The sequence below is a fragment of the Bacillus salacetis genome, from assembly GCF_049177075.1.
In the GTDB taxonomy this organism is placed as follows: domain Bacteria; phylum Bacillota; class Bacilli; order Bacillales; family Bacillaceae_B; genus Rossellomorea; species Rossellomorea salacetis_A.
The window spans coordinates 2,635,148-2,659,306 of sequence record NZ_CP185377.1 but is presented as its reverse complement, the minus strand read 5'-3'; the positions used below and the strand labels follow the sequence as shown (position 1 = coordinate 2,659,306).

Annotated in this window: 25 protein-coding genes, 1 riboswitch and 2 other annotated features; of the genes, 18 read left to right on the top strand and 7 right to left on the bottom strand. The window is 42.6% G+C overall.

The features are described from left to right. The first annotated feature begins 23 nt into the window (after positions 1–23). Together ACOJQI_RS13835 and ACOJQI_RS13830 are read left to right on the top strand one after the other, a co-directional pair. On the top strand, positions 24–1,358 hold the full coding sequence (locus ACOJQI_RS13835) for a 2-hydroxycarboxylate transporter family protein (RefSeq protein ID WP_421378817.1): 1,335 nt from the start codon (positions 24–26) through the stop codon (positions 1,356–1,358). Positions 1,359–1,505: 147 nt separating this feature from the next. Further along, complete coding sequence (locus ACOJQI_RS13830; protein WP_421378815.1) at positions 1,506–1,946, top strand: hypothetical protein; 441 nt, start codon at positions 1,506–1,508, stop codon at positions 1,944–1,946. Between the two features lie 50 nt (positions 1,947–1,996). Here ACOJQI_RS13830 and ACOJQI_RS13825 read toward each other — a convergent pair whose 3' ends face one another. Then, a complete protein-coding gene (locus ACOJQI_RS13825; RefSeq protein WP_421378813.1) occupies positions 1,997–2,242 on the bottom strand; it encodes a DUF2164 domain-containing protein in 246 nt (81 codons plus the stop codon). 68 nt (positions 2,243–2,310) lie between these two features. Beyond that, positions 2,311–2,778, bottom strand: coding sequence for an NUDIX domain-containing protein (locus tag ACOJQI_RS13820; protein ID WP_421378811.1), 468 nt, complete (start codon positions 2,776–2,778; stop codon positions 2,311–2,313). A gap of 96 nt (positions 2,779–2,874) precedes the next feature. On the opposite strand from ACOJQI_RS13820, the gene ACOJQI_RS13815 reads away from it, so the two are divergent. From ACOJQI_RS13815 to ACOJQI_RS13790, 6 genes are all read left to right on the top strand, one after another. Further along, positions 2,875–3,261: an NUDIX hydrolase gene (locus ACOJQI_RS13815; RefSeq protein ID WP_421378809.1), complete on the top strand. Its 387-nt coding sequence runs from the start codon at positions 2,875–2,877 to the stop codon at positions 3,259–3,261. A gap of 127 nt (positions 3,262–3,388) precedes the next feature. Next, positions 3,389–3,940: a DinB family protein gene (locus tag ACOJQI_RS13810; protein WP_421378807.1), complete on the top strand. Its 552-nt coding sequence runs from the start codon at positions 3,389–3,391 to the stop codon at positions 3,938–3,940. 849 nt (positions 3,941–4,789) lie between these two features. Beyond that, a complete protein-coding gene (abc-f, locus tag ACOJQI_RS13805; protein ID WP_421378805.1) occupies positions 4,790–6,373 on the top strand; it encodes a ribosomal protection-like ABC-F family protein in 1,584 nt (527 codons plus the stop codon). Continuing rightward, a complete protein-coding gene (locus tag ACOJQI_RS13800) occupies positions 6,370–7,131 on the top strand; it encodes an SDR family oxidoreductase (RefSeq protein WP_421378803.1) in 762 nt (253 codons plus the stop codon). Before abc-f ends, ACOJQI_RS13800 begins: the two co-directional genes overlap by 4 nt. A 155-nt stretch (positions 7,132–7,286) precedes the next feature. Continuing rightward, positions 7,287–7,433: a sporulation histidine kinase inhibitor Sda gene (gene sda / locus ACOJQI_RS13795; RefSeq protein WP_421378801.1), complete on the top strand. Its 147-nt coding sequence runs from the start codon at positions 7,287–7,289 to the stop codon at positions 7,431–7,433. 101 nt (positions 7,434–7,534) lie between these two features. Continuing rightward, entirely contained in the window at positions 7,535–8,161 is a 627-nt protein-coding gene (locus ACOJQI_RS13790; protein ID WP_421378799.1) for a flavodoxin family protein, read from the top strand. A gap of 274 nt (positions 8,162–8,435) precedes the next feature. Here the strand turns inward: ACOJQI_RS13790 and ACOJQI_RS13785 are convergent, their stop codons facing one another. Continuing rightward, positions 8,436–8,708: a YuzF family protein gene (locus tag ACOJQI_RS13785; RefSeq protein WP_421378794.1), complete on the bottom strand. Its 273-nt coding sequence runs from the start codon at positions 8,706–8,708 to the stop codon at positions 8,436–8,438. Positions 8,709–8,869: 161 nt separating this feature from the next. Between ACOJQI_RS13785 and ACOJQI_RS13780 the strand changes: the two genes are divergently transcribed. The 6 genes from ACOJQI_RS13780 (at position 8,870) to ACOJQI_RS13755 (ending at position 14,185) form a co-directional block, all read left to right on the top strand. Beyond that, positions 8,870–9,343: a GNAT family N-acetyltransferase gene (locus ACOJQI_RS13780; RefSeq protein ID WP_421378792.1), complete on the top strand. Its 474-nt coding sequence runs from the start codon at positions 8,870–8,872 to the stop codon at positions 9,341–9,343. A gap of 234 nt (positions 9,344–9,577) precedes the next feature. Continuing rightward, a complete protein-coding gene (locus tag ACOJQI_RS13775; protein WP_421378790.1) occupies positions 9,578–10,432 on the top strand; it encodes a dimethylarginine dimethylaminohydrolase family protein in 855 nt (284 codons plus the stop codon). Positions 10,433–10,505: 73 nt separating this feature from the next. Then, a riboswitch (PreQ1 riboswitch) is annotated at positions 10,506–10,550 on the top strand. 138 nt (positions 10,551–10,688) lie between these two features. Further along, positions 10,689–11,351: a 7-cyano-7-deazaguanine synthase QueC gene (queC, locus tag ACOJQI_RS13770; RefSeq protein ID WP_421378788.1), complete on the top strand. Its 663-nt coding sequence runs from the start codon at positions 10,689–10,691 to the stop codon at positions 11,349–11,351. Further along, positions 11,348–11,782: a 6-carboxytetrahydropterin synthase QueD gene (gene queD / locus ACOJQI_RS13765; protein ID WP_421378786.1), complete on the top strand. Its 435-nt coding sequence runs from the start codon at positions 11,348–11,350 to the stop codon at positions 11,780–11,782. Before queC ends, queD begins: the two co-directional genes overlap by 4 nt. Next, positions 11,779–12,498: a 7-carboxy-7-deazaguanine synthase QueE gene (queE, locus tag ACOJQI_RS13760; protein WP_421378784.1), complete on the top strand. Its 720-nt coding sequence runs from the start codon at positions 11,779–11,781 to the stop codon at positions 12,496–12,498. Before queD ends, queE begins: the two co-directional genes overlap by 4 nt. Before the next feature lie 442 nt (positions 12,499–12,940). Then, positions 12,941–14,185, top strand: a complete 1,245-nt coding sequence (locus ACOJQI_RS13755) for a DHH family phosphoesterase (protein ID WP_421378782.1) — start codon at positions 12,941–12,943, stop codon at positions 14,183–14,185. A gap of 40 nt (positions 14,186–14,225) precedes the next feature. Here the strand turns inward: ACOJQI_RS13755 and ACOJQI_RS13750 are convergent, their stop codons facing one another. From ACOJQI_RS13750 to ACOJQI_RS13735, 4 genes are all read right to left on the bottom strand, one after another. Continuing rightward, entirely contained in the window at positions 14,226–14,951 is a 726-nt protein-coding gene (locus tag ACOJQI_RS13750) for a LamB/YcsF family protein (protein ID WP_421378780.1), read from the bottom strand. A 34-nt stretch (positions 14,952–14,985) separates the two neighbouring features. Then, positions 14,986–15,957: a biotin-dependent carboxyltransferase family protein gene (locus tag ACOJQI_RS13745; protein WP_421378778.1), complete on the bottom strand. Its 972-nt coding sequence runs from the start codon at positions 15,955–15,957 to the stop codon at positions 14,986–14,988. 1 nt (position 15,958) lies between these two features. Next, positions 15,959–16,657: a 5-oxoprolinase subunit PxpB gene (pxpB, locus tag ACOJQI_RS13740; protein WP_421378776.1), complete on the bottom strand. Its 699-nt coding sequence runs from the start codon at positions 16,655–16,657 to the stop codon at positions 15,959–15,961. Positions 16,658–16,774: 117 nt separating this feature from the next. Further along, positions 16,775–17,836, bottom strand: a complete 1,062-nt coding sequence (locus tag ACOJQI_RS13735; protein WP_421378774.1) for a hypothetical protein — start codon at positions 17,834–17,836, stop codon at positions 16,775–16,777. A 169-nt stretch (positions 17,837–18,005) separates the two neighbouring features. On the opposite strand from ACOJQI_RS13735, the gene shc reads away from it, so the two are divergent. The 4 genes from shc to trpD all read left to right on the top strand — a co-directional run bounded on the left by shc (position 18,006) and on the right by trpD (position 24,158). Continuing rightward, a complete protein-coding gene (gene shc, locus ACOJQI_RS13730) occupies positions 18,006–19,877 on the top strand; it encodes a squalene--hopene cyclase (RefSeq protein WP_421378772.1) in 1,872 nt (623 codons plus the stop codon). Between the two features lie 639 nt (positions 19,878–20,516). Beyond that, positions 20,517–20,768: a binding site (T-box leader), on the top strand. A gap of 47 nt (positions 20,769–20,815) precedes the next feature. Beyond that, positions 20,816–21,067, top strand: a binding site (T-box leader). Positions 21,068–21,158: 91 nt separating this feature from the next. Next, positions 21,159–22,556, top strand: a complete 1,398-nt coding sequence (trpE, locus tag ACOJQI_RS13725) for an anthranilate synthase component I (protein WP_421378770.1) — start codon at positions 21,159–21,161, stop codon at positions 22,554–22,556. Next, positions 22,553–23,161 carry an anthranilate synthase component II gene (locus ACOJQI_RS13720; RefSeq protein WP_421378768.1) on the top strand — a complete coding sequence of 203 codons (609 nt, stop codon included), beginning with the start codon at positions 22,553–22,555 and terminating at the stop codon, positions 23,159–23,161. The genes trpE and ACOJQI_RS13720 overlap by 4 nt, the downstream gene beginning before the upstream one ends. Further along, positions 23,133–24,158 (top strand): anthranilate phosphoribosyltransferase, encoded by a 1,026-nt coding sequence (gene trpD / locus ACOJQI_RS13715; protein ID WP_421378766.1) that lies wholly within the window; start codon positions 23,133–23,135, stop codon positions 24,156–24,158. Before ACOJQI_RS13720 ends, trpD begins: the two co-directional genes overlap by 29 nt. Position 24,159 lies beyond the last annotated feature (1 nt).

Sequence of the window (24,159 nt, the reverse complement as noted above, 5' to 3'; positions counted from 1 at the left end):
CTGACAAAAAGGAGGAAAATTTCATGGGTGAAGCAGCAAGAGAATATGCAAATGCAAATGAAACGAAAAAGGCGTCCAGTTCAAATGTCCAATCATTAAAAGCTGGTAAGATTGCAATCTTTAACACACCTATTGTATGGTTTGGTATTTTTACCGCCATTACACTGATCAGTATGTATACAGGAAATCTGCCTGGCGGTATGATAGGAAGTTTGCTGGTCATGATTGTGCTTGGGGAATTATTTGGATATGTTGGTGACAGACTCCCGATAGTAAAGACTTTCCTTGGCGGTGGAGCAATTGTCGCCATTTTTGGTTCCGCTTACATGGTGTACAGTGGTTTGCTTCCAGAAGAAATCACCACTTCGGTGACTGATTTCATGAAATCGGGAGGATTTCTTAATTTCTATATCGCTGCATTGATAACTGGCAGTATCCTTGGCATGAACTCAAAGATTCTTGTGAAAGTAGGGCTCCGTTATTTCCTTCCTATTGGTGGAGCTGTCATAGGAGCAGTTGCGCTCACAGCACTAATTGGCGCAATGGTCGGATTTACACTGCAGGAAGCTGTACTGGTCATTGCAATGCCAATCATGGGCGGCGGAATGGGTGCCGGTGCTGTTCCGATGAGTCAGATATATTCAGAGCTTCTTGGTAACGAACCGAGTTATTATATCTCCATGTTGGTCCCTGCTTTGGCACTGGGAAATGTTTTCGCGATTGTTCTAGCAAGTATGCTTGATATCATCGGAAAGAAATTCCCATCGCTTACAGGAAACGGTCAATTGATTCAAGGATTCAAGTATGAAAAGCCGGAATTGAAATATGATATTCAAAAAATGGGTGCGGGTCTGCTTGCTGCTTTAACATTCTTTACAGTTGGTACATTACTGGCTTCATTCATCCCATTGCACGCATATGCAATCATGATTATCCTGGTTGCAGTTGCGAAAGTTGCAAACGCAATTCCTGCAGCAGTAGTAGACGGTGCCAGCCAATGGTATCAGTTCGTTGCAAAGAACTGGACCTTTGCATTACTATTTGGTATCGGTGTAGCGTATACGGATCTCGGAACAGTATTGGAGGCTCTGACTCTGCAATATATTTTAACGGTATTCGGTGTAGTTCTTGGTGCGGTTATCGGAGCAGCGCTTCTTGGCAGACTTGTCGGCTTTTACCCTATTGAAGCTGCAATTACAGCCGGTCTGTGTATGGCAAATATGGGAGGAACCGGTGATGTTGCGGTTCTATCAGCTTCCAAGAGGATGGAATTAATGCCATTTGCTCAAATATCTTCACGTTTGGGAGGAGCATTGATTCTACTTCTTGCCGGACTGCTGATACCGCTATTCACATAATAGATAACCATTTGAAAGAGCATTGAGATCATCAATGCTCTTTCTGTTTTAAACGGCTGTTTCCCTCTTTGTTAAGTTTCAATTTTCCTGCCGGCATTTGTTATAGTATTATAAAATGTGACAGAAATAGAAGTGGGGGGCAATATATTGAAGAAGTTGTATGCGGGCGGACTCTTGCTGGCGGTCTTACTCTTATTGGCAGGCTGCGGAAACAAGAAAATTGAGATGATAGAGGCTTCCAGTGTTTCACTATCAGAAGATGGAAAACAGTTGGAGGTTCATATAACTTTGGATGATGTAAATATGGAACCTGAAACATCCTTTCAGGTAAGGCTTTATACAAGCAATGGTGAACTTGCCAGGGCGCTGGGGACAGATATGTTTGTACTTGATGAGGAATATACCAGCCATAAAGAAGGCGAAGAATCTAAAATAGTTGAAATCGAGGAGTCTCTTCCGCTGACAAAAGACATAACGGAAGAGGAATTGACAAAAATCATAGAAAATAGGGAAGAAAACGCCTTAGAGATTGATGTCCTTAATACAGAAAGGGTATTCGCAACAGAAGGGATCCATACGGTGGAATAGGAAGAACCCCTGTGTTAGGGGTTCTTTTTGTTGAAACCTCTTGAAAAGCATTATTTAATAGGCCTTTTAAGAGCATACAAATCATCTTCAAGCTGCAGCATTTTATCCATTAATACTTTCTTGGAATCCATGATCCCCTTATTGTAAAAATAGGGTCCGACTTCCTTCATGAAAAACTCAAAGAGATTTTCGGCCCCGATCATGCCGATCTCTTCCCCATGCTGTTCATAATGGAAGGTTTGAATCCTTCCGATAATTTCTTCTTTTTCTTCTTTGGACATTTTTATTACCAACACTTTTCCACATCCTTCGGGCTCTTTTCTACATGGTAACATAGAAGACCATGAGCCGCCCGCAAGTGTTCCTATTTAAGGAGTTTATGCTCCTCAATGAGATCTGTTTTATATAGGCCTGATACGTATTCCTGTATATACTTTTGAATTTTCGGATAGAGTGTGACTGAATTCAGCTCAGACAGATGAATCCATTCGACGTCTATCTGATGAAGATCAGGTGTTTCCGCCAATGATGGTTTGCTGCCATTATTGATACGACAGTCAAAAAATAGGCTTAGATTTGGTGTCGTTCCATAAAGGTTATCATTTTGATGTGGAGCATATTCATAGATGAAGGCAAGTTGTTCAACGGTCACTTCCACCCCAGCTTCTTCTTTTGCTTCTCTTACAGCTGCTTCTGCGGTAGATTCACCTTTTTCCACTCCGCCGCTTGGAAGGTTATAGTGAACACCGTTTTCATCTTCAAACTTGGCTAACAGTATGCTCTGATCCTGAATGATAAGTGCACCAGCTCTTACTCTAATAGGATAACCCATTACACCACACCCTTTTCAATAATAGAAATATAGTTTACCAGATTTATACTTTACTGGAAATACGGTAAAATAAATTTTAAAGGGAAATAGCAAAGGGTGGTTATATTGATCTCACAAGGAATTATTGTCAGGGATGACTATGTATTAATGGTGAAACAATTCGTTGAAAGGGGAGACGTTGTGTGGAATTTTCCAGGTGGAGGAATTGAAAGCGGTGAAACCCCGGAACAAGCGATGATCAGGGAAGTGCATGAAGAGACAGGGTATTGGACGAAGATGATTGAACAACTCCCCGCCTGCTCCGGTAAACATTCTTTTATCGCTGAAATTGTGTCAGGGGAAATGTTTCTGGACAAAACTCTTTCTGAAAATGATGATATTTTGGAAGTGGCATGGATACATATTGACGACATAGAAAAATTTGATTCATATACATTGCCGATACGGGAACTGATCGTAAACCAACGCGGGTTGTCTGTATGAAACATTCATAAGCAAGCGGTATCTGCAGCCATTCTTGTATCAATTTGCACCTTCTAGTTGGACAAGTTTTCTAATTATTATGATACTATATGGAAGTGTTGAAAGGAATTTTTAGGGGGATGGAAAAATGCATATCGATGACAAGATGTTTTTGATTAAAGAAAAAGACGGGTATCAAAAGGACTTTTCTATTTTGATTTCAATGATGAATTATGCAAGGTTCACTACCTTGGCTGACTTAAAAGATGTATCGCAGGAAGAGGTCGATTTTCGCTACAACGGGGAGTTCAACTCAATAGCCATGCTTCTTGCTCATTTGACAGCTATTGAAAAGGTTTTTCAAAAATTCACTTTTGAAGAAGCCAGTGACGAAGAGGTCGATGAATATGCGGATACCCTTGAGCCGGCAGTCGGATTGGGTGAAGGTGCATCCGTCATTCAAGGAAAACCACTGGAGTACTATCTTGATGAACTGGCGGCTGTCAGACGTATAACAGAAGAAAAATTTGCTTCACTGGATGACAGCTGGCTGTATCGGGAAACCGATTTCTGGTACAACAAAAAGGGGAATAACTTCTTCAAATGGTTCCATGTATTCGAAGATGAAATCAACCACAGAGGCCAGATCAGATTAATCAGGAAACTTTATGCCAAGGAAAAAGGGCTGAGCAGGGTATAGCAGGCTGCTCTTAAAGAAGGGGAAACCAGGAACGAGAATGTTTTATGATTGGATGACTGAGTCAAAATGATTCTTTCGCTTCTGGGGGGACCTTTTTAAACTTATAATTTTACCATATGAAATGATTTTTATGGATTATTCTCTAATTAGAGGGTATGGGCGGATTGGAACGGAAGGTGTACGACCTCCTGCGGAACTAGCGGGACAGGTGAGACCCCGCAGGCAAAGCCGAGGAGGCTCACCGCCCGCCCCGCGGAGTCGGGCGCCTGGAGTGGAAATCAGGTTAGTTTGATACTTTAATAAGGATTATCTTCTCCTTTCCCTGAGTATACTGTATAAGTATCGAAGGAAGAAGGAGAGGAATAGTATGCCTGAATTGATTTTCTTCAGTTTGTTCGTGGCTGTGCTGCTCTTTTACAAGTCAATCAAGATCATGAAAAAGAGAAGAGTGAAGAATCACAAATCAATTTGACAGGTTTATAGCCTAGACTGCATAATCTTCCACTCTCCAACACTTTAATCGGGATGAATTTCCTGTTTTTAGTTGCATTTTCTAATGTTTGCCAATATACTAACAGTAGTTGATAAAGAAAGGACTGAATTTTTGAGCAATGAAGTAATTACCTATCCCACACAAAACGAGAAGTGCCAAAAGCATATTTGTAAAATTAAACTCGTTCCGGATAGGATAAGTATGTCCATTTTTCAAAGGACTCTTTGCTCAAAAAAAGTATACATTCAGCCTTCAAGAAAAAATTCTTGAATATTTTTCTGCACTTGTAACTTTTTTTAAACTTTGAGCATAGAATATTTACTAACCTTTCCGGAGCATTTCGGGGAGGTTTTTTTATGTTATTGATGAAAGCGAAAAATGTTCAATATACAATTGGTGAAAAGAAATTTTTTGATGAGAAGGAATTAAAAGTCTATCAAGGAGATAAAATCGGCTTGATTGGAAAGAACGGCCAAGGGAAATCCCTGCTCCTAAAGTACCTGCAAGGTTTGACCGATGCATTGCCTGATGTAGAGTGGTACGGCAGCAGCGGATACTTTGAACAGCTGAATAAGGAATGTACGACAGGTTACTTAAGCGGAGGGGAAGTGACGATTAAAAAGCTGAATGCCTTATTCTCTGAAGGCCATCAATTGATGTTCTTGGATGAACCGTCCAATAATCTGGATTGGGAAAGGATTGAAGAGCTGCAAACCAGATTGCAAGCATACAATGGAAGCTTTATATTAGCGTCTCATGACCGGGCTCTTCTAGATGCCGTCTGTACAAAGATCTGGGAAATTGAAGATGGCGAACTGAAAGAGTATCAAGGGAGCTATGAAGATTATTTACAGGAGAAAGAACGGCAAAAGAAAGAACTTGAAGCAAAATACGAAAGCTACACTAAAGAAAAGAAGCGTTTAATGGAAAGGTATGAACAAAAAAAGAGGCAGGCGCAGGGGATGGATAAACCGCCTTCACGCATGGGGAATTCCGAGTGGCAGCTGTATAAAGGAAAAGCTGCAGGAAAACGGGCAAAGGTCGAACGTGTATCCACCGTTATCAGAGAGCGGGTTGAAAGGTTGGAGAAAGTGGAAAAACCATTTGAATGGGATGAAGTGAAAATGGAGTATATTCTGCAAACGCCGATTCATAGAAGGACATTGCTTTCTGCCAAAGATATAGAAAAATACATTAGTGGCGAGAAACTATATCAAAGTTCTCACCTTAAGTTGAAAACGGGAAGCAAAACAGCATGTATCGGCCGAAACGGCAGTGGTAAAACGACCTTGATCCGGCAACTGCTGTTAGAAGAGTCAGAACAGGTAGACCTCGCTAAAAATGTAAAAGTGGGATACTTTGAACAGACTCTCGAAAATCTACCTGAAAGCTCAACAATACTGGAGTATGTAACAGAAGGAAGCATCCTGCCGCAGCATATCATCAGAATCATCCTTGCCCGGCTGAGATTTTATGAGGAGGATGTTCATAAGCCAATTCATGTACTGAGCGGTGGAGAGCGTGTGAAAACCTCCTTAGCTAAACTCCTGGTCGGTGACTACAACTTACTAGTGCTCGATGAGCCTACAAACCATGTCGACCTTGATACGCTGCAGGCATTGGAAAGTCTTTTGAAAGACTATCCAGGAACTGTCCTTGTAATATCGCATGACAGAAAATTTGTTGAGAACACGGCTGATAAGCTTTGGAGATTTCAAGATGGTATCGTCAGCATGTTTGATGGAAGTCTGAAGCAGTTCGAAGAGTGGAGCAGGCAGCCTCAATCCGTTGACAGAAACGAAGAAGAAATCTTGAAATTGGAAACAAAGATGACTGAACTGATCAGCAGATTGAGCATCCCTTCTCCTTCTGATGATGTTTCTTTACTGGAAGGCAAATATCAGGAAGTGATTCGTCAGTTAAAGGAGCTGAGAGGATGAGCAGGATTGCTATTGTAACGGGTGCCAGCCGTTTAGAGGGGCTGGGGGCTTCCATCTGCTTGAAGCTAGCTGAACAAGGCATTGATATATTTTTTACAGGATTCAGAGGTTATGACAGGGGTATGCCTTGGGGGGCCGAAGAAGACAGTTTTGAAAAATTGAGAAAGTTAATTTTATCAAAAGGTGTCAGGTGTGAATGGGAAGAGATTGATTTTATGAGTGAGGATGCACCTGACAGAGTTATGGAAACCGTAGTTAATAAAATAGGAAAGCCATCCATCCTGGTGAATAATGCTGCTTATTCAACTGAAACGACGATTGAGAATTTATCAGGTGCTGAATTGGACCGGCACTACACCGTCAATGTCAGGGCAGCTAGTTTGTTAACTGTAAAATTTCTTGATGTTTGTGAGGAAAATAAAGGCGGCAGGGTCGTATTTCTGACAAGCGGGCAATCCCTTGGGCCTATGCCGGATGAACTTGCCTATGCCATGACAAAAAGCGGGGTAGAGACATTCGTCAGATCGGCAGCGATTCCTGCTGCACGGAAAGGAATCACAATCAATGCAGTTAATCCGGGCCCTACACAGACCGGATGGATCAGTGATGAGTTTAAAGAAGATTTGGTAAATCGGTTCCCGATGGGAAGATTAGGGACCCCTGAGGATACCGCTAAGTTGATTGCTTTCCTCGTGTCGAAAGAGGCGCAATGGATTACAGGACAGGTAATTCACTCGGAAGGCGGGTTCATGCATTAAATATATAAGCTGCAATACAGGGAATCATTCTCCTGGGTATTGCAGCTTTTTTAATTAAATGCCTGCCAGGAAGTTATAACTGTAAAAATAAGGGTAAAAGTTTTGAAAAGCCAATTGTCAAGTTTAGATGTTCTTCTTTTCGTTAGGAGGAATTCATGAGACCAAGAACTTTAAAGCAGCTCAGCAATAAACAGCTCATGACTGTTTTGAGGCACGCCAAAAAAGAAAAACTCTCAGACGAATTTATTTCGATGATAAAAAAAGAAATGAGAAGAAGGGTGACCATTACGTATAAGCAGTGATCAGGTCCTCTTTTGACTGAAGCGAAACTCTTTCGGCTTTGTTTGAAATCATGTCCTTGAGGATAAAGGATACATGAGATTAAATGGAGGAGGAATGAATTTTGACGATAAAAGCTTTATTCCTGAATTGTACTTTAAAAAAGAGTCCGGAAACCTCAAATACACAGGGATTGATGGACAAAGTGATCGATATCCTGCAAGATGAAGGTGTGGATACCGAAACTGTCCGGATAGCGGACTATAATGTGGCTCCGGGAATGACCCCGGATGAAGGAATCGGCGATGAGTGGCCTGAAATATTTGATAAAGTGAAAGAAGCTGATATCCTGGTGATCGGAACACCGATTTGGCTTGGTGAAAAAAGCAGCATTGCCAAGCGTGTGATTGAGCGGATCAACGGAGGGGCCAGCCAGACAAACGATAAAGGTCAATACCTGTATTACAATAAAGTCGCAGGTGCCATTGTAACAGGAAATGAAGATGGTGCGAAAAGCGCGGCAAGAGATATCATTTATGGTATGTCCCATCTCGGTTTCACCATCCCTCCGAATGTGGATTCTTACTGGGTAGGTGAAGCCGGACCAGGGCCTTCTTTCTTGGAAGCGGATGGCTTTGACAATGACTTTACCAAACAAAACACGAAAATAATGGCATACAATCTGATCCATTTTGCGAAAATGCTGAAAGAACATCCAATCCCTGCAGAAGGAAATGTAGTAGAGTCGTAGAAAAGAGCGCCCGGTGGCGCTCTTTTTTCCTTTAAGTAATGATCCAAAAACCCTCAGACTGATTTAAAAAATTGGTCCTTTCCTTTGAGTATTAGACCAAAAACCGCTGGCCCGTTTCAAAAATTGGTCCTTTTCTCCACGTATTGAACCAAATTAACAAGAACCTATCATATTATCGGTCGATTCCTACAAGGATTGAACCAAAAACGACGTCTCCATAAAATAATTTGGTTCATTTCTTTGTATTATGATAAAACAACCTTAAGCCCAAACGTCAGTCAGGCATTACACTGACAATCTGGCATGTACGGACAAAGAAGGTTTCATCCCCGACATTCAAAACCACATGATCCGGTTTTACATCCATTAGTTTTCCACGGAGTGTGTCCCTTACCGTTGAAACGATCAACACTTTTCCTATTACTGATCTCAATGTTTCATAGACATATGGCTCAAAATTGAACATAGGCTGTGACTGCATGGATCCCTGGCTCATCGGCATAGACATCGTCATTTCATTTTGCGGATAATTTCTAAAGTGATACATAACATACCTCCTGTTATTTTCCTCTTCCTAACAATATGCAGGACAATTTTTCCCTGAATGGGCCTTGCACTAAAATGGGCAATTCCTTTACCCCTTTAAAGTGTGATAGGGGACAGTCCCTCTTAGTGCTTTAAAGGGTTGAAGGAGGAGATTACTTTAAAATGCAGAATAATAGTGTGGTAGTCATGAATTTGTATAAGGGAGAAATGAAGATGGAAATTAAGGAAGCAGTGCTTGAGCAGGAATGGGATAAGGCATATGAGCTTTTGAAAGAACTTAGGACCGACTTATCCAAAGTTGAATTCACCCATTTATTAAGAGACATGAGGTCTGAGGGGTACCGGGTATTTTGTCTTTATGAGGCTGAGGATATAGTATCGCTCGCAGGGGTTATCATCAGGACCAATTTCTATGCTAAGCGCCACGTGTTTGTTTATGATCTTGTGACTTCCTCTTCTGCCAGGTCAATGGGATACGGAAGAAAACTTCTTCAATTTGTGGAGAAGTGGGGGAAAGAGCAAGGCTGCGAGACAGTAGGGTTGGATTCAGGTCTTCAGAGAAAGGATGCCCACCGGTTTTATGAAAATAAAATGGGTTACCAAAAGTCAAGCTATGCTTTTCGAAAGAATCTTTAGTAGTTCAAAAGTAGGATTTTAAAAATAATAATAAAAAAGCTCATTTAATATTCATTCATTTTTGGCACAGATTTAAGGGGTTTTCAGAATAAACATACAGTATCCTGTGAAAAGATTAATCTTTATGCAAAAAGTGAATAATGCCTGATTTAATCCACTCCATCAAAGGGTTTAATAACGCTTCCGTAATGGGAATATTCTCGTAAAAAGGCAATACTTTATGGAGGGTTAAAAATGGCGACTACCATTCGAAAAAATCAAACGGAATATTGTGATAGTGAATATGACAGGTTGAAAAAGGTTATAGTTTGCCAGCCTCGTTTTATGAAAATCGAAGAAGTCATTAATGAGACTCAAAAACATTTCCTTGATAAAAATATAGATATTCATACCGCATTAAAACAGCATGAGGCATTCGTCAGTGCAATGAAGGAGAACGGTACCGAGGTCATCCAATTGACGCCGGACCAGCAGCTGCCTGAGCAGGTATTCACAAGAGATATAGGGTTCACCATAGGTGATACAATCTATGTATCTGAAATGGGGAGCGATATCCGGGCTGGTGAAGAAGAAGTGTTGATAGATTGGCTGAAAAACAATGGACATAAATATGAAAAGCTGGATATGAGCAGTATTGAAGGCGGAGATGTCATTGTAGACAAGGACAAAGTGTTTGTCGGTGTCAGCCATCGAACCAATTCGGGTGCGATTGATCAATTGAGGGAGCACGCAGAAGGTTATACGGTCATCCCTGTACCGTTCCAGAAAAAATATCTTCACCTTGATTGTGTGTTTAATATCCTCTCTCCAGATGAGGCGCTGGTATTTTCACCGGCTTTCAAACAGAAAGAACTGAATATGCTCAGGAATTACTATAACCTGGTTGAAGTGACTGATAAAGAACAGTTCACCATGGGGACAAATGTATTGTCGATAGGCGACAAAAAAGTCCTCAGCCTTCCACAGAATAAGGAAGTGAATAAGTCTTTAAGAAACCATGGCTATAATGTCATTGAAGTTGATTTTTCCGAAATCATTAAGTCAGGCGGTTCCTTCCGCTGCTGCTCAATGCCTGTGCTGCGAAAATAACGAAGAGATTTTGATGACAGCTTTATATGCCTATGTTATAGTAACATAATGAATAGAAGAATTCTGCAGCTCTGCAGGAGAGGTTCTAGCTTAACCCTCTATAAAAAACTAAGGAAACGGCATCTCCTTAGGTGCCGTTTTTTTCTGTTTACTTTTCATAATGAGGAGAGTAAACCATTATAATCTTATAGAGAACTGCCATGAACTTCCTTCTTCTTTAACTGGCTGGACAGCCAAAAAAGAGAGGAGATTTTATATGAGAAAAGAGAAAGCACTTGTTGTATTCAGCGGCGGACAGGACAGTACCACCTGCCTGATCTGGGCTAAAAAGGAATTTAAAGAGGTGGAAGCCGTCACCTTCAATTATGGTCAGAGGCACTCAGAAGAACTGGAATGTGCAAGGGAAATTGCAGAGGAATTGAACGTCCCGCATCATATTTTGGATATGAGTCTTCTTAATCAACTCGCTCCCAGCGCACTGACAAGGGATGAAGAGATCATTGAAAAGGAAGGGGAACTGCCTTCGACATTTGTACCGGGAAGAAACCTGCTGTTTTTTTCATTTGCCGGCGTGCTGGCCAAGAATATCGGGGCCAAACATATCATAACCGGTGTTTGTGAAACAGATTTCAGCGGTTACCCTGACTGCAGGGATATTTTTGTGAAATCGTTCAATGTAACATTAAATCTGGCTCTGGACGAAGGGTATGTCGTACATACACCATTGATGTGGCTGGACAAAGAAGCTACATGGAAGTGGGCTGATGATATGGGGATGCTCCAGTATATCCGTGAAAAAACACTCACATGCTATAACGGCATCCGTGGAGATGGATGCGGAACTTGTCCTGCCTGCAAGCTGAGAAGCAAAGGACTATCAGACTATTTATCTTCTAGAAAGGGAGAGGGAAAATCATGATCGGACAAATTTACCCGGTACCCCAGCATTCCTTTTCTTATGAACTGAATAAGGACTTCCAATTTGCTGCAGCTCATTATATTCCTTCTGAAGCGGCGGGCAAATGCCAAAAAGTCCACGGTCATACCTATTTTGCCAATGTTACCATTGGCGGGGATACCCTGGATGAGTCCGGTTTCCTTATCAACTTTTCAACCATCAAAAAGCTCATCCATGATCGGTTCGATCACACCATGCTGAATGAGGATCCGCTGTTTTCTGAAAATCCCGAGAGATTTCCAACCACTGAAGTGATGGCTGAACTGATTTATGAATTGATTCAAAACCATCTGGACAAACAGGGGAATCAAGCTCTGTGCCTGCAGGTATTCTTAAGGGAGACCCCAACCAGCTACTGTATATTCCGTCCAAGAAAGGACAAAAAGCGATGAAGAAGATACCGGTTTTAGAAATATTCGGTCCTACAATACAAGGAGAGGGAATGGTCATCGGCCGGAAAACGATGTTTGTCCGTACAGCTGGATGTGATTACTCCTGCTCATGGTGTGATTCAGCCTTTACTTGGGATGGATCGGCAAAAGATGATATCCGAATGATGACAGCATTGGAAATTTGGGAAGAACTTCGCGAGCTTGGCGGCAGCCGCTTCAATCACGTGACAATTTCCGGAGGGAACCCGGCGCTCATAGCAGCCATAGAAGAACTCCTGGCTGTGTTCCACGAAAATGGAATCAAGTCGGCCCTTGAGACGCAGGGGAGCAGATGGCAGGACTGGTTCCTGGACATTGACGAACTGACACTTTCGCCGAAACCGCCAAGCTCAGGAATGAAAACGGATTTTGAAAAACTGGACTTCATCTTAAATAACTTAAAAGCTCATAACAGCTTCAGCTTAAAAGTGGTCATATTTAATAATAAGGACCTGGAGTACGCAACCAATCTGCATGAACGTTACCCTGAGGTGCCATTTTTCCTTCAAGTTGGAAATACTGACCTTGTGGAGGAGGACGGACGGGGACTTTTAAAGCAATTGATAACGGATTATGAGAAGTTGATTGATGCTGTAACTGAAAGCGACCGGCTGAATAATGTAAGGGTCCTTCCGCAGCTTCATACTTATGTGTGGGGAAATAAGAGGGGAGTTTGAGTTTTTTTGAGGTAACTTTCTTTCTAGGGCTTTAGATTTTAAAATCGTTTTATAGAACTTAAATTTACATTTCGATCTTCTAAAGTCCTTTAGAAAATGCCTAGAGGACTTTATTTCTGTTATTCGAATTATTGAGTCCTTTATCTCATGCGGAAGCCTTCCAGTCCGTACGACGCTGAGCGGGGCCTTTCCGCTTTTTAGCAATCCAGCTCCAGCGGCCAGCACCTAGCAGATTTCGGTCTCTCTCCTTGCGATAAGTCAACATCGTCTCACTTTCGTTCGACGTGTTTCCTTTATCTCATGCGAGAGCCCTCCAATCTGTACGGCGCTGAACGGCCGCTACCGCTTTTTAGTTAACAGACTGAGCTTTTTGCTGTATATTAGCATGGAAATAACAGAAAATAGAACCATCAATACATAGAGAAAGCCTAGGAGGCCAAAAATGCAACGTTTTTTACTATCTCATAATGACTTAGATGGTGTCGGATGCGGCATTATCGCGAAAATAGCCTGGGGAGAGAAGGCGGAAGTCCGCTATAATTCCATTGGCGGACTGAACTTTCAAGTGGCGAGATTCTTGAAGAAGCCACAGAAAAATACAAAACTGATCATCACCGACCTCTCAGTGAATAAAGAAAATGAGGAAGCCGTAGAAAACTATTTTAAGAAAGATGGCAAAGTGGAGCTGATTGACCATCATCGCAGCGCTGAGCACTTAAATAAATATAAATGGGCTTCCGTTACGGTCGAATATGACGACGGGAGGCTCGCTTCGGCAACATCATTGCTATATGACGAGCTTAAGGAAAAAGGAGAGATAGAAACCACTCCGATCCTGGATGAATTTGTTGAGCTGGTAAGGCAGTATGATACGTGGGAATGGGATGTTAACAATAATACAACTGCCAAAAGATTAAATGATCTGTTCTTCTTGCTGACGATTGAAGAATTTGAAGAGAAAATGCTCAACCGCCTTCAAAATCACAAGGAATTTTTCTTTGATGAGTTTGAACAGAAACTTCTTGAAATGGAAGAGGATAAGATTGAAAGGTATATCCGCCGAAAAAGACGGGAATTGACGAAATCATTTGTCGATGACTATTGTGTGGGAATAGTCCATGCCGAGTCCTATCATTCAGAATTAGGAAATGAATTAGGAAAAGACAACCCATTTCTTGACTATATAGCCATTATCAGTGTCGGAGGAAAACGGATCAGCCTGCGCACAATTCATGATCAGGTCGATGTATCAGAAGTGGCAGGAAAATTTGAGGGGGGCGGCCATGCCAAAGCTTCCGGCTGCAACCTTACACCTGAAGCATTTAAACTTTTTGTCACAGATGTATTCAATATAGAACCTTTGCCGATTGATGCACCTAAAAACCGCTACAATTTAAAGGAGTCCCCGAACGGGTCTCTTTATAAGAACAGGCAGGAAGATCAGTTATTTGTCTATCCAATCGATGGGGAAAGCTGGAGAGTGGAATATAACAGTGTCTTTGAAGGTGACTTCCCATCCTACCAGGATGCGGAAAATCATATCAAAAAAGAACACTCCGCAGCGCTTGCGAGGGACGATGACTATACTGAATTCTTGATGGAGAATGTGAAAAATAATAAAATACTACAAGCTGCAGCAGAAAAACTGCCTTTCAATGTAATGGCAGATAAACAAGAGAAAAAGTAAAAACAAAGCTGGTCTCTCCCTGGAGACCAGCTTTCATTTGTTATTTTAGTGCATGAATGATTTTCTCAGCAAAGGCAAGGGCTTTCTCGTTATCTCCATGCAGGCATATCGTGTCGGGAATAATGTCTATCTCTTTTCCATCCACGCTTACCACTTTGTGGTCTTTTACCATTTTGACGACCTGGGCGACCGCCTGATCATCATCATGGATGACGGCTCCCTCTTGTGACCGGGGAGTAAGAGTGCCGTCACTCTGATAGGTTCTGTCGGCAAATACCTCGCTGGCTGTTTGCAGTCCGGCTTCTTTACCGGCAATGATCATTTCAGAATTAGCCAATCCAAACAAAGTCAGGTCCGGGTCAAACTCAAAAACAGCCTTAGCGATTGCTTTTGCAGCTGCTTTATCTTTGGCAGCACGATTATACAGGGCACCGTGCGGTTTCACGTGCGATAATTGTCCCCCTTGCGACCTGGTCATTGCATCCAAAGCGCCAATCTGGTAAAGAACCAAAGAATAAATCTCTTCCGGTGAAATATCAATATGCCTTCTGCCAAACCCCTGCAAATCCGGATAGCCGGGATGAGCACCGATTTTTACATTGTTTTTAAGGGCCAGCTGGACGGTTTGCAGCATAATGTTCGGATCCCCAGCATGAAAACCGCAAGCGATATTCGCTGAAGTGATTTTTTCTAATATTTTCTCGTCATTCCCTTTGGAGTAGGCTCCAAAGCTTTCTCCAAGGTCACAGTTCAAGTCGATTTGCATTTTGTTCCTCCATGCCTGTAATTTTTAAAAATTTTCAATCTGCCATATTTTTTTGTCCATGCTTCATTTGAAGGGCGGCTTTTACTATCTTCATTTCAGATTCTGTTTTTTTGAGTGCCTCATAAGCAGCCTCCAGAGTAACTTCCTTGAAGGTCAGCGTTTCATTGGGCTTAAGCTGAGCAATGATTGGAAGGTCGGCACTTATAATATTGGCGATTTTTGGATATCCGCCGGTGGGCTGGCTGTCCGCCATTAGAATGATGGGCTGACCACTGGAAGGAACTTGTATGGATCCCATTGCAATACCTTCTGTTAACAATTCCTGCGGCTTCTTAAGGGAAAGTGCCGGGCCGGTCAACCTGTAACCCATTCTGTCTGAATCCTGCTGTATCGTGAATTTTTCTGATAGAAAGCGGGTTTGAGCTTCCTCTGAAAACCAATCCCATTGCCGGTTCTTTAAGACTCGCAATTCTCTTTTCTCAAGATAGGAGAAAAGGGAGGAGGATAAAGACCAATCAACCTTCTCATCAATTAAACTTTTTGTATTCAACTCTATTTTGTCTCCTGCTTTTAGAGATCTTCCCTTGAATCCGCCGACTTTCGCAAGGGTATTTGTACTGCTGCTGCCCAGCTGCTGATCGATCTTCAGCCCTCCTTTAAAGGCTATATAAGCCCTCATTCCTGCAGAAGCCGTCCCGAACCTTAGAACATCTCCTTTGTGAATGAGCAAAGGTTTGTTATTCACTATCTGTTCATTGTTGATTGAGGGGTTCAAAGCAGCACCGCAGATAGCTATAACGGTGTCAGAAGTGAAATGGAGAACAGGCCCTATCAAGGTAACTTCTAAAGCTGCTTCATTTTCTTCGTTTCCCACGGCTAAATTAGCCATTCGGAATGCGAATTTATCCATTGGTCCGCTTACGGGCATCCCAATGCTGCGGAAGCCGGTCCTGCCGCTGTCCTGAATAGTTGTCAAAAGCCCGCTTTTTTCTACTGCAAATCCCATTTCAGCATTCCTCCCTCCGTTCATATTCCGCTTTCGTAATAGGAGAAAACCTTACTTTGTTTCCTTGTGAGAGAAGGGCAGGCTGGCTTGGGTTATCAGGATCGAATAACTTCACAGGTGTCTTGCCGATGATCTGCCAGCCTCCTGGTGAAGAGATTGGATAAACACCTGTTTGACTTCCAGCAATGCCGACAGAGCCTGCATCAATTCTAATGCGGGGATTATGCCTTCTTGGTGCAGCTATCTTAGGGTCCATTCCTTTTAAGAAGGGGAAACCGGGGGTGAACCCCAGGAAAGCAACAGAATAGACCTGCTGGCTATGCAGTGCAATGACTCTTTCTTCACTTATGCCGTTGTGCTGGGCGACAAACTGGAGGTCAGGTCCTGCTTCACCGCCATATAGAACAGGAATTGTAATGATCTCTGTGCTTATGGATTCCCCTCTCAGCTCAAGTCCCTTTATTTCATCCATCAGAAGGTCCTTGATTCCATTGAAGGGAGAAAGGGATTGAATTTGAAGAGGATTGAAGTGGACTGTCACTGTTTTATATGCTGGTACTATCTCAACGATGGCTTCATGGAGATTTTTTGTCAGTGCATAAGTAAGAGAGGTTATTAAATTTAAGCATTTCTCTTCATCCGATATCTGAAAATCTATTAAAACAGCAGAATCACCCAGTGGATGGATGGAATAATTCATGTAAATTCACTTCCTATCATTCAAACATTCTGAATTCTTATATTTATTCTAACATAAAGAGAACATACAAAAAATGACTGCTCACCAAGGCGAGCAGTCACTAATAAGCAAATGGAATTACATATCTTCTTCAAGTTTCCCAAGCAAAGAGGCTTTAAATGAAGATGGATCATCCAGTTTAATATGAATTTGAGAAACCTTCTTAGTAAAACCATAGAGGTAATGTGCTGTCTGAGGTTCCTTGAGTATTATCTCGAACTGCGGTTTCTCGGGCATGAAATCGGGAGCGATTGCCTGGAAGGTGATTTTTTCCCGAGCTTTCCGAAGTTTTTCAGGACCATTATATTGGCTGACGGCTGCAATACATGACAGCGGGATGTTGATTCTGCTCGCAAATCCAATCCGGATAATTAGGTCCTCATCGGTGATCTTGACAGGATTCAGTCGAAATCCTTGTATTTGAGCAAGGAAGAACAATATAGAATATCCATTTAGAATCAAAAGAATCCAGGAAATGATCGGGTTCCATTGATGCAGGAAATAATGCAGTCCGATTGATTCTATCAATACTGCATGAATGAGCATGACGTAAAGCGCAATGCAGCTCCCTTTTTGGTGGATGGTGAATGAATTGCTTGTAATGCTGGCCTTTTTCTTCCAAGAAAACAGACTGTAGTAAAACAGGGATAATTCAGTAAGATATACCTTGATGAAAAGCGGTGCAGACATGTTTCGGTGAACGGCCTTCTCCAACCGGTGAGGGAAGAAATCACCAGATTCGGATTTGAGGTGTTTTGTATGTCTCCACACTGAGGGGAGTGCTTTAATAATCTTGATGGCGATATATAACTCCAGAAGCAGGAATGCACCTTCAGCCGCAATAAGGAGATACTTGAAAAACGGAAGAGCGGCAAGATGTTCGTTCGGAATGATCAGCCATGCGGCTCCGTACCCTGCTGCAATGACGAGGGAGAGAGCTTTTGCAGAGTGATTTCTACGGATGATAAAAAAGTAGGCCATGAGAGGAATGATGATCATAAGGTCCACTAGCGAACCGATGGCCATTCCTTCTGGAACTTCATCCAGCCGATAAACTGTATAATTTGTAACCAGTACAAGCGCTGACAGTAAAAGAAAAAGAAGCCATCTTTTTTTCGGTTTCACGTTAATTTCTACCATAAAAAGCCCCCCTTGAAAGCGTTCTGCTTACTTCTAGTATACAAAAAAAGGAAAACGTATGCGACGAGCGAATATGTATAATTTTTGAACTGTGTAAGAGGTCCGCGACATGACTTTATAATCCCCGAATATATTAGGTATGACACTGAAGCTAAGAGGCGGTGAAAATGTGGAGTCCTTGATTGGTTCAGGAATATTGAACGTGAGGCAGAAACTGCTCGACAGCCAGGATAGAGATGGAGCCTGGAGGTATTGTTTTGAGAACAGCTTGATGACTGATGCCTATATGATCGTGCTGATAAGGTCACTTCGAATAAAAAATGAGGATTTGGTGCAGGTACTTGCAGAGAGGCTTTTGGCTCTGCAGGAAGAGGCCGGGTTTTGGAAGATTTATAGAGATGAGAAGGAGGGGAATTTAACAGCTACGGTCGAAGCTTATTTCGCGCTGCTTTGGAGCGGGATAGTTAAAATTCATGAGGAGAATATGGTGAAGGCCAGGGAGTATATCCTGTCACGCGGCGGCCTTGATCATGTCCACTCAATGACCAAGTTCATGCTGGCAATCCATGGACAATATCCATGGAACCGCTTCTTTCCAGTACCGGTTGAAGTGATATTGCTGCCATCATATTTCCCTGTGAATTTTATGGATTTCAGTGCCTATGCAAGAGTCCATTTGGCTCCGCTGCTATTACTTAAAAGTGAGAACTATATCCGAAAAAGAAGTTCCACACCTGATCTATCAGACCTGATAGTAGAAAAAGAGAGTTGTTTTATTTTTCGGGAAGATGAAAGGGCATTCCTTGATTCCGTCACAAAAGGAATAAAGGCAATAGCGGCATTTCCCGGAAATTTAAAGTCAATTGCCAAAAAGACTGCTTTGGATTATATGCTCGCCAGGCTGGAACAGGATGGAAGCTTATACAGTTATTTCAGCTCGAGTTTTTATATGATTTTTGCTCTTCTATCACAAGGCTATTCAAAAAGGCATCCATTGGTAGTCAACGCATTTAAAGCGCTGACATCATACCAGTGCAGAGGCGGCGGGTATCCTCATATACAAAATTCAACATCAACTGTGTGGGACACCGCATTGATCAGTCATGCATTGCAATCCTCTGGAATAAGAAGCACGAATCCGCAAATTAAGAAAGCTAATCAGTTTCTTTACAATCATCAGCACATTAAAAAAGGAGACTGGTCTTCAGAAGCGCCGCAGACAGCACCGGGGGGCTGGGGCTTTTCCCTGAGCAACACGATTAATCCGGACGTTGATGATACGACAGCTGCACTGAGGGCAATCAAGGCAGATTCTCTTGCTGATCCAGTAAAGCGAAAGGCATGGGAACGAGGGGTGAAGTGGACTCTTTCCATGCAAAATGAAGACGGCGGATGGCCAGCATTTGAGAAGAATAAGGATAAGGACATTTTGTCAATGGTTCCAATGGATGGAGCAGAAGATGCGGCACTTGATAAATCCTGTTCTGACCTGACAGGACGAACACTTGAATTCCTGGGGAATGATGCAGGGCTGGGCAGAGAGGACAATTGTGTTGATAAGGGAATTGAGTGGCTCATGAGAAATCAAGAAAAAGATGGGTCATGGTACGGTAAATGGGGCATCTGTTATATTTATGGAACCTGGGCGGCGCTGACAGGAATGAGTGCGGTTGGTGTCCACAAAGAACATGAAACAATGGAAAAAGCCAAGAAATGGCTGTGCGAAATCCAAAACAGTGATGGCGGCTGGGGTGAATCCTGCAGGAGTGATAAGGAAAGAAGATATATCCCGCTGGGCGCCAGTACCCCTTCACAAACGGCATGGGCATTGGATGCATTAATTTCTGTGAGTGACCGTCCTTCACAAGAAATTGATCAGGGGATCGAAACTCTGCTTGAGTTGTTAAAGATTGAAGACTGGAGAAAGGAATATCCCACAGGAGCGGGTCTCCCTGGAAGATTTTACATCAACTATCACAGTTATAAATATATTTGGCCGTTGATTACACTGAGTAAGTATAAAACGAAATTTTTAGATTAATTGTATTTGCGTGTTCTCAAGATCATGTAATTGAGGTTTGTATGTGGCAACTGTCATGAGAGCTGGTTTCAAGGACATGAAGCAGTTGAATCAAGGCCGAAACTGTTTTGAGAACTGGTTTCATATACATGAAGCAGTTGAATCAAGGCCGAAACTGTTTTGAGAGCTGATTTCAAATACATGAAGCAGTTGAAGCAAATGTAAAACTGTCTTGAAAGCCCTTTTCAAGAATAACAAAATAAAATCCCCCCTGTAAAAGTGTCTTCAAAATGTTTACTATTCTAGGGATATCCTAACAAGGGTTCCAAAAAAAAATTTGTTCTTGAACTAGTGCTTGTTTGCTTATTCTGGGGTTGATTGGAGCGGAAGCTGTACGAACTCCTGCGGGACTAGCGGGACAGGTGAGACCCCGCAGGCGAAGCCGAGGAGGCTCAACGCACGCCCCTCGGAGTCGTACAGCTGCAGCGGAGATCAACTGAACCTTTGCAAAAAGAGCTAAATGTATAGAAGTCCGCATAATCTTTTATCACTTAATATAAAGTCTTATTTTATTCAAAATAAACAAAAATACAAAATTCTGATAATAACCTATTGACTTCGGATATCACTTCGTATTAATATAAGAATCAATTAAAGAACGGAACGGCGTTGACGAAGAGGAGTAGCTTCCGATAATCACTTCAGAGAGCTAGTGGATGGTGCGAACTAGTGTGAATTATGGATGTGAATGGACTTCAGAGCCTTCAAACCGAAATCTCCCGGCGGAGAAAGTAGGCTTTGACGAATGTCCCATCGATACAAGGGACACATATTAGAGGCGTAACTCTGATATGGTAAAGCGGGCTGTTATGCAGTCAACGAAGGTGGCACCACGGGTTTCCCGTCCTTATTTTTGAGGATGGGGGACCCTTTTTTATTTGAATTAAAAAATTCATAATCATAAATCACTGAACAAGAGTAGTACGTAGTAACAAAATCGTTACAGAAAGCCGGCGCTGATGAGAATCCGGCACGAGGGTTAGTACCGAATGGACTTGTGAGAGACTGCTTGAACACGAGTAGGGCAGTCCGGGATTCCACCGTTAAAAGGATAGGGTATCGGAAAGCAGAAGCATTCCCGTACCTGAAAAAGAGGGAGTTCCCAATGAACTTCAATGCGAGGTGGCACCGCGATTTCAATCGTCCTCCATGAAACAGATGTTTTCTGTATTCATGGGGGACTTTTTTTATTCGACATATTCCGGGTAGTGACTGTCACCAAACAATTAGGAGGAGAAGAGAATGAATGAGACGAGGCAGATTAGGTTTTTTACCAGAGAGATGAACGGAGATGAGTTGACTCCTATAAGTGTTTTTAAAAAGTTGGGCGGCACCAGAAAGTATTTGCTGGAGAGCTCACTTAAGCATGAAAAGGCAGGAAGATATTCTTTCATGGGCAGCAATCCATTTTTGGAATTTAAGTCGGACGGCAGGCAGATAACAGAATTTGACTTTCATACAGAATCCACCGCCGAATATACAGGGAATCCATTTGACAGGCTTAAATCGTTTTTCTCAGAAACATTAGGAGTGAAACAGGATTTTCCTTTCTCGGGAGGAGCCATAGGCTATATTGGCTATGACAATATCCGTCACTTTGAAGAGATAGGGAAAATACCAGTTAATTCTCTGGAAATGCCTGATATCCATCTAATGTTTTATGAGAAGACGATCATTTTTGACCATCTTGAAAATAAAGTGATTTTGCTGACCTCAGAGGGCTTTAATCAACATTCCCAACAAGACCCTGAAGAAATTCTGGATGAATTGGAAACAGCGATCAGGAAGACGGATACCTTCCAGGATGAAGGCGATATAGGGAGACTGGCTTTTGAATCCCAAGTTACAAGGGAGCAATTTATCGACATGGTAAATAAAGCAAAAGAGCAGGTTCTGGAAGGGGAGATATTTCAGGTGGTCTTATCACAGCGTTTTAAATCCTCATTCTCGGGCGAACCATTCAGCTATTACCGGAAATTGAGGCAGACGAACCCCTCACCATATATGTTTTATATCGATTTTGAAGAATATGTCGTTCTTGGGACGTCACCGGAAAGTTTCATCAAAGTGAATGGCAGAAGGGTGATCTCCAATCCGATTGCCGGTACCAGGAGAAGAGGAGAGGATGAAACCGAAGATACGGGGTTGGAAAAAGAGCTGATCGGGGATGAGAAAGAAACCGCTGAGCATAGGATGCTTGTTGATCTGGCCAGAAACGATATGGGAAGGATTTGTGAGGTCGGGAGCATCTATTTGACAAAGTATATGCTTGTTGAACGGTATAAATACGTTATGCATCTGGTTTCAGAAGTTGAAGGCCTGCTTGGTCCATCGTTCTCAAGTTTTGATGTGATTACAGCATGCCTCCCTGCGGGAACTGTCAGCGGCGCCCCGAAGATAGCTGCGATGAAAATCATCAATGACCTGGAAGAGTGCAAACGTGGAGTTTATTCGGGAACAGTCGGTTATATTTCTGTGAATGGTGATATCGACTTGGCGCTGGCCATCAGGACGATGGTGGTCAAAGACAATTACGCATATGTCCAGGCTGGAGCTGGGGTGGTTTACGATTCAGTTGCTGAATCAGAATACGAAGAAACAATCAATAAAGCGAAAGCGCTGATCGAGGTGGCAAAATGATTCTGTTGATAGACAATTATGATTCTTTCACATTTAACCTGTACCAATATCTAGCTGAGCTAGGAGAGGAGGTCCTGGTAAAAAGAAATGATGAATTGACGGTTGAAGACGTAGTTGAACTGAACCCGTCAGGTATTGTTCTTTCCCCCGGACCGGGAAGACCGGAGAATGCAGGTGTTTTGATTGATCTCATACAGAACCTTTATGACAAAATTCCGATTCTCGGTGTTTGTTTGGGACACCAGGCAATCGCAGCGGCATTCGGCGGCGAAATTGTAAGGGCGGCTGTTATCAAACATGGAAAGACCTCGCTGATCAAGCACAACAACACGGGACTGTTTCAATATATTCCCCAGCCGCTTGAGGTGATGAGATATCACTCACTCGTAGTAAGGAAAGACACCTTGCCCCCGGTATTGACAACATCTGCTGTATCAATGGACGATAGCGAAATTATGTCTTTCAAGCACTTTCAATACCCTGTTTACGGTGTCCAGTTTCATCCGGAATCAATTGGAACAAAGCTGGGCAAAAAACTGCTTAAGAATTTTATCGATCTGAAGGAGGAAGCAAAAAATGAAAGAATTTCTTCAAAAATTATTTGATGGGACCTCATTTGAGAAAGGGGAAATGAAAGCGGCAGTGGATCTTCTCCTGGAAGATCATACGAGTGAAAGTGAGGTGGCATCGTTCCTGACAGCATTGAAGATGAAAGGGGAAACAGTCAAGGAGATATCGGGACTGGTCGAATTGCTGCGGGAACGGGCAGACTTTCAGGCCTTCCCGGTGGAAAATGTGATGGATATTTGCGGAACAGGGGGGGACGGTTCCCAGAGTTTCAACATCAGTACGACAACCGCTTTTGTGTTGGCAGGCGCGGGAATCAAAATCGCCAAGCATGGTAACCGCAGTGTATCAAGCAAGACAGGAAGCTCGGATGTGCTGGAACACCTGGGGGTTGCTCTGGACTTTAACAGTGAAGAAGTCAATGAAATGCTTGAACAGAATGGGCTTGCCTTCCTCTATGCCCCATATGTCCATACCCGGTTGAGGAAGATCATGAAAGTGCGGGGAGAACTGAAGATCCCGACCATCTTCAATATGATTGGACCACTTACAAACCCAATTAACATTGATACCCAGTTACTGGGCATCTACAGACGGGATATGCTTGAAACCATGGCATCTGTCCTGCATGAACTGGGAAGGAAAAGGGCTGTCGTACTAAATGGGGCTGGATTCATGGATGAGGCTTCTTTAGCAGGAGAAAACCATCTGGTCCTCCTTGAAAATGGAAAGATAGAAAAATTCACTATCACCCCTGATGAAGCGGGGCTTCCAGTCTACTCCAATGAAGAAATCAGAGGGGGAGATGCAATGGAAAATGCGCAGATCCTGCTTGATGTCCTTAAAGGGAATGAAGGACCTTATCTAGATACCGTTCTGTTCAATGCTGGAATAGCCCTTTTGGCAAATGGCAGGACAACGACAGTAGCCGAAGGCGTCAAATTGGCAAGAGAATCCGTGAAGAGCGGAGCGGCATATGAAAAGCTGCAGCAAACAGTGACATTTTCTCAGCGGAATAGAAAGAAGGTAATGTAAG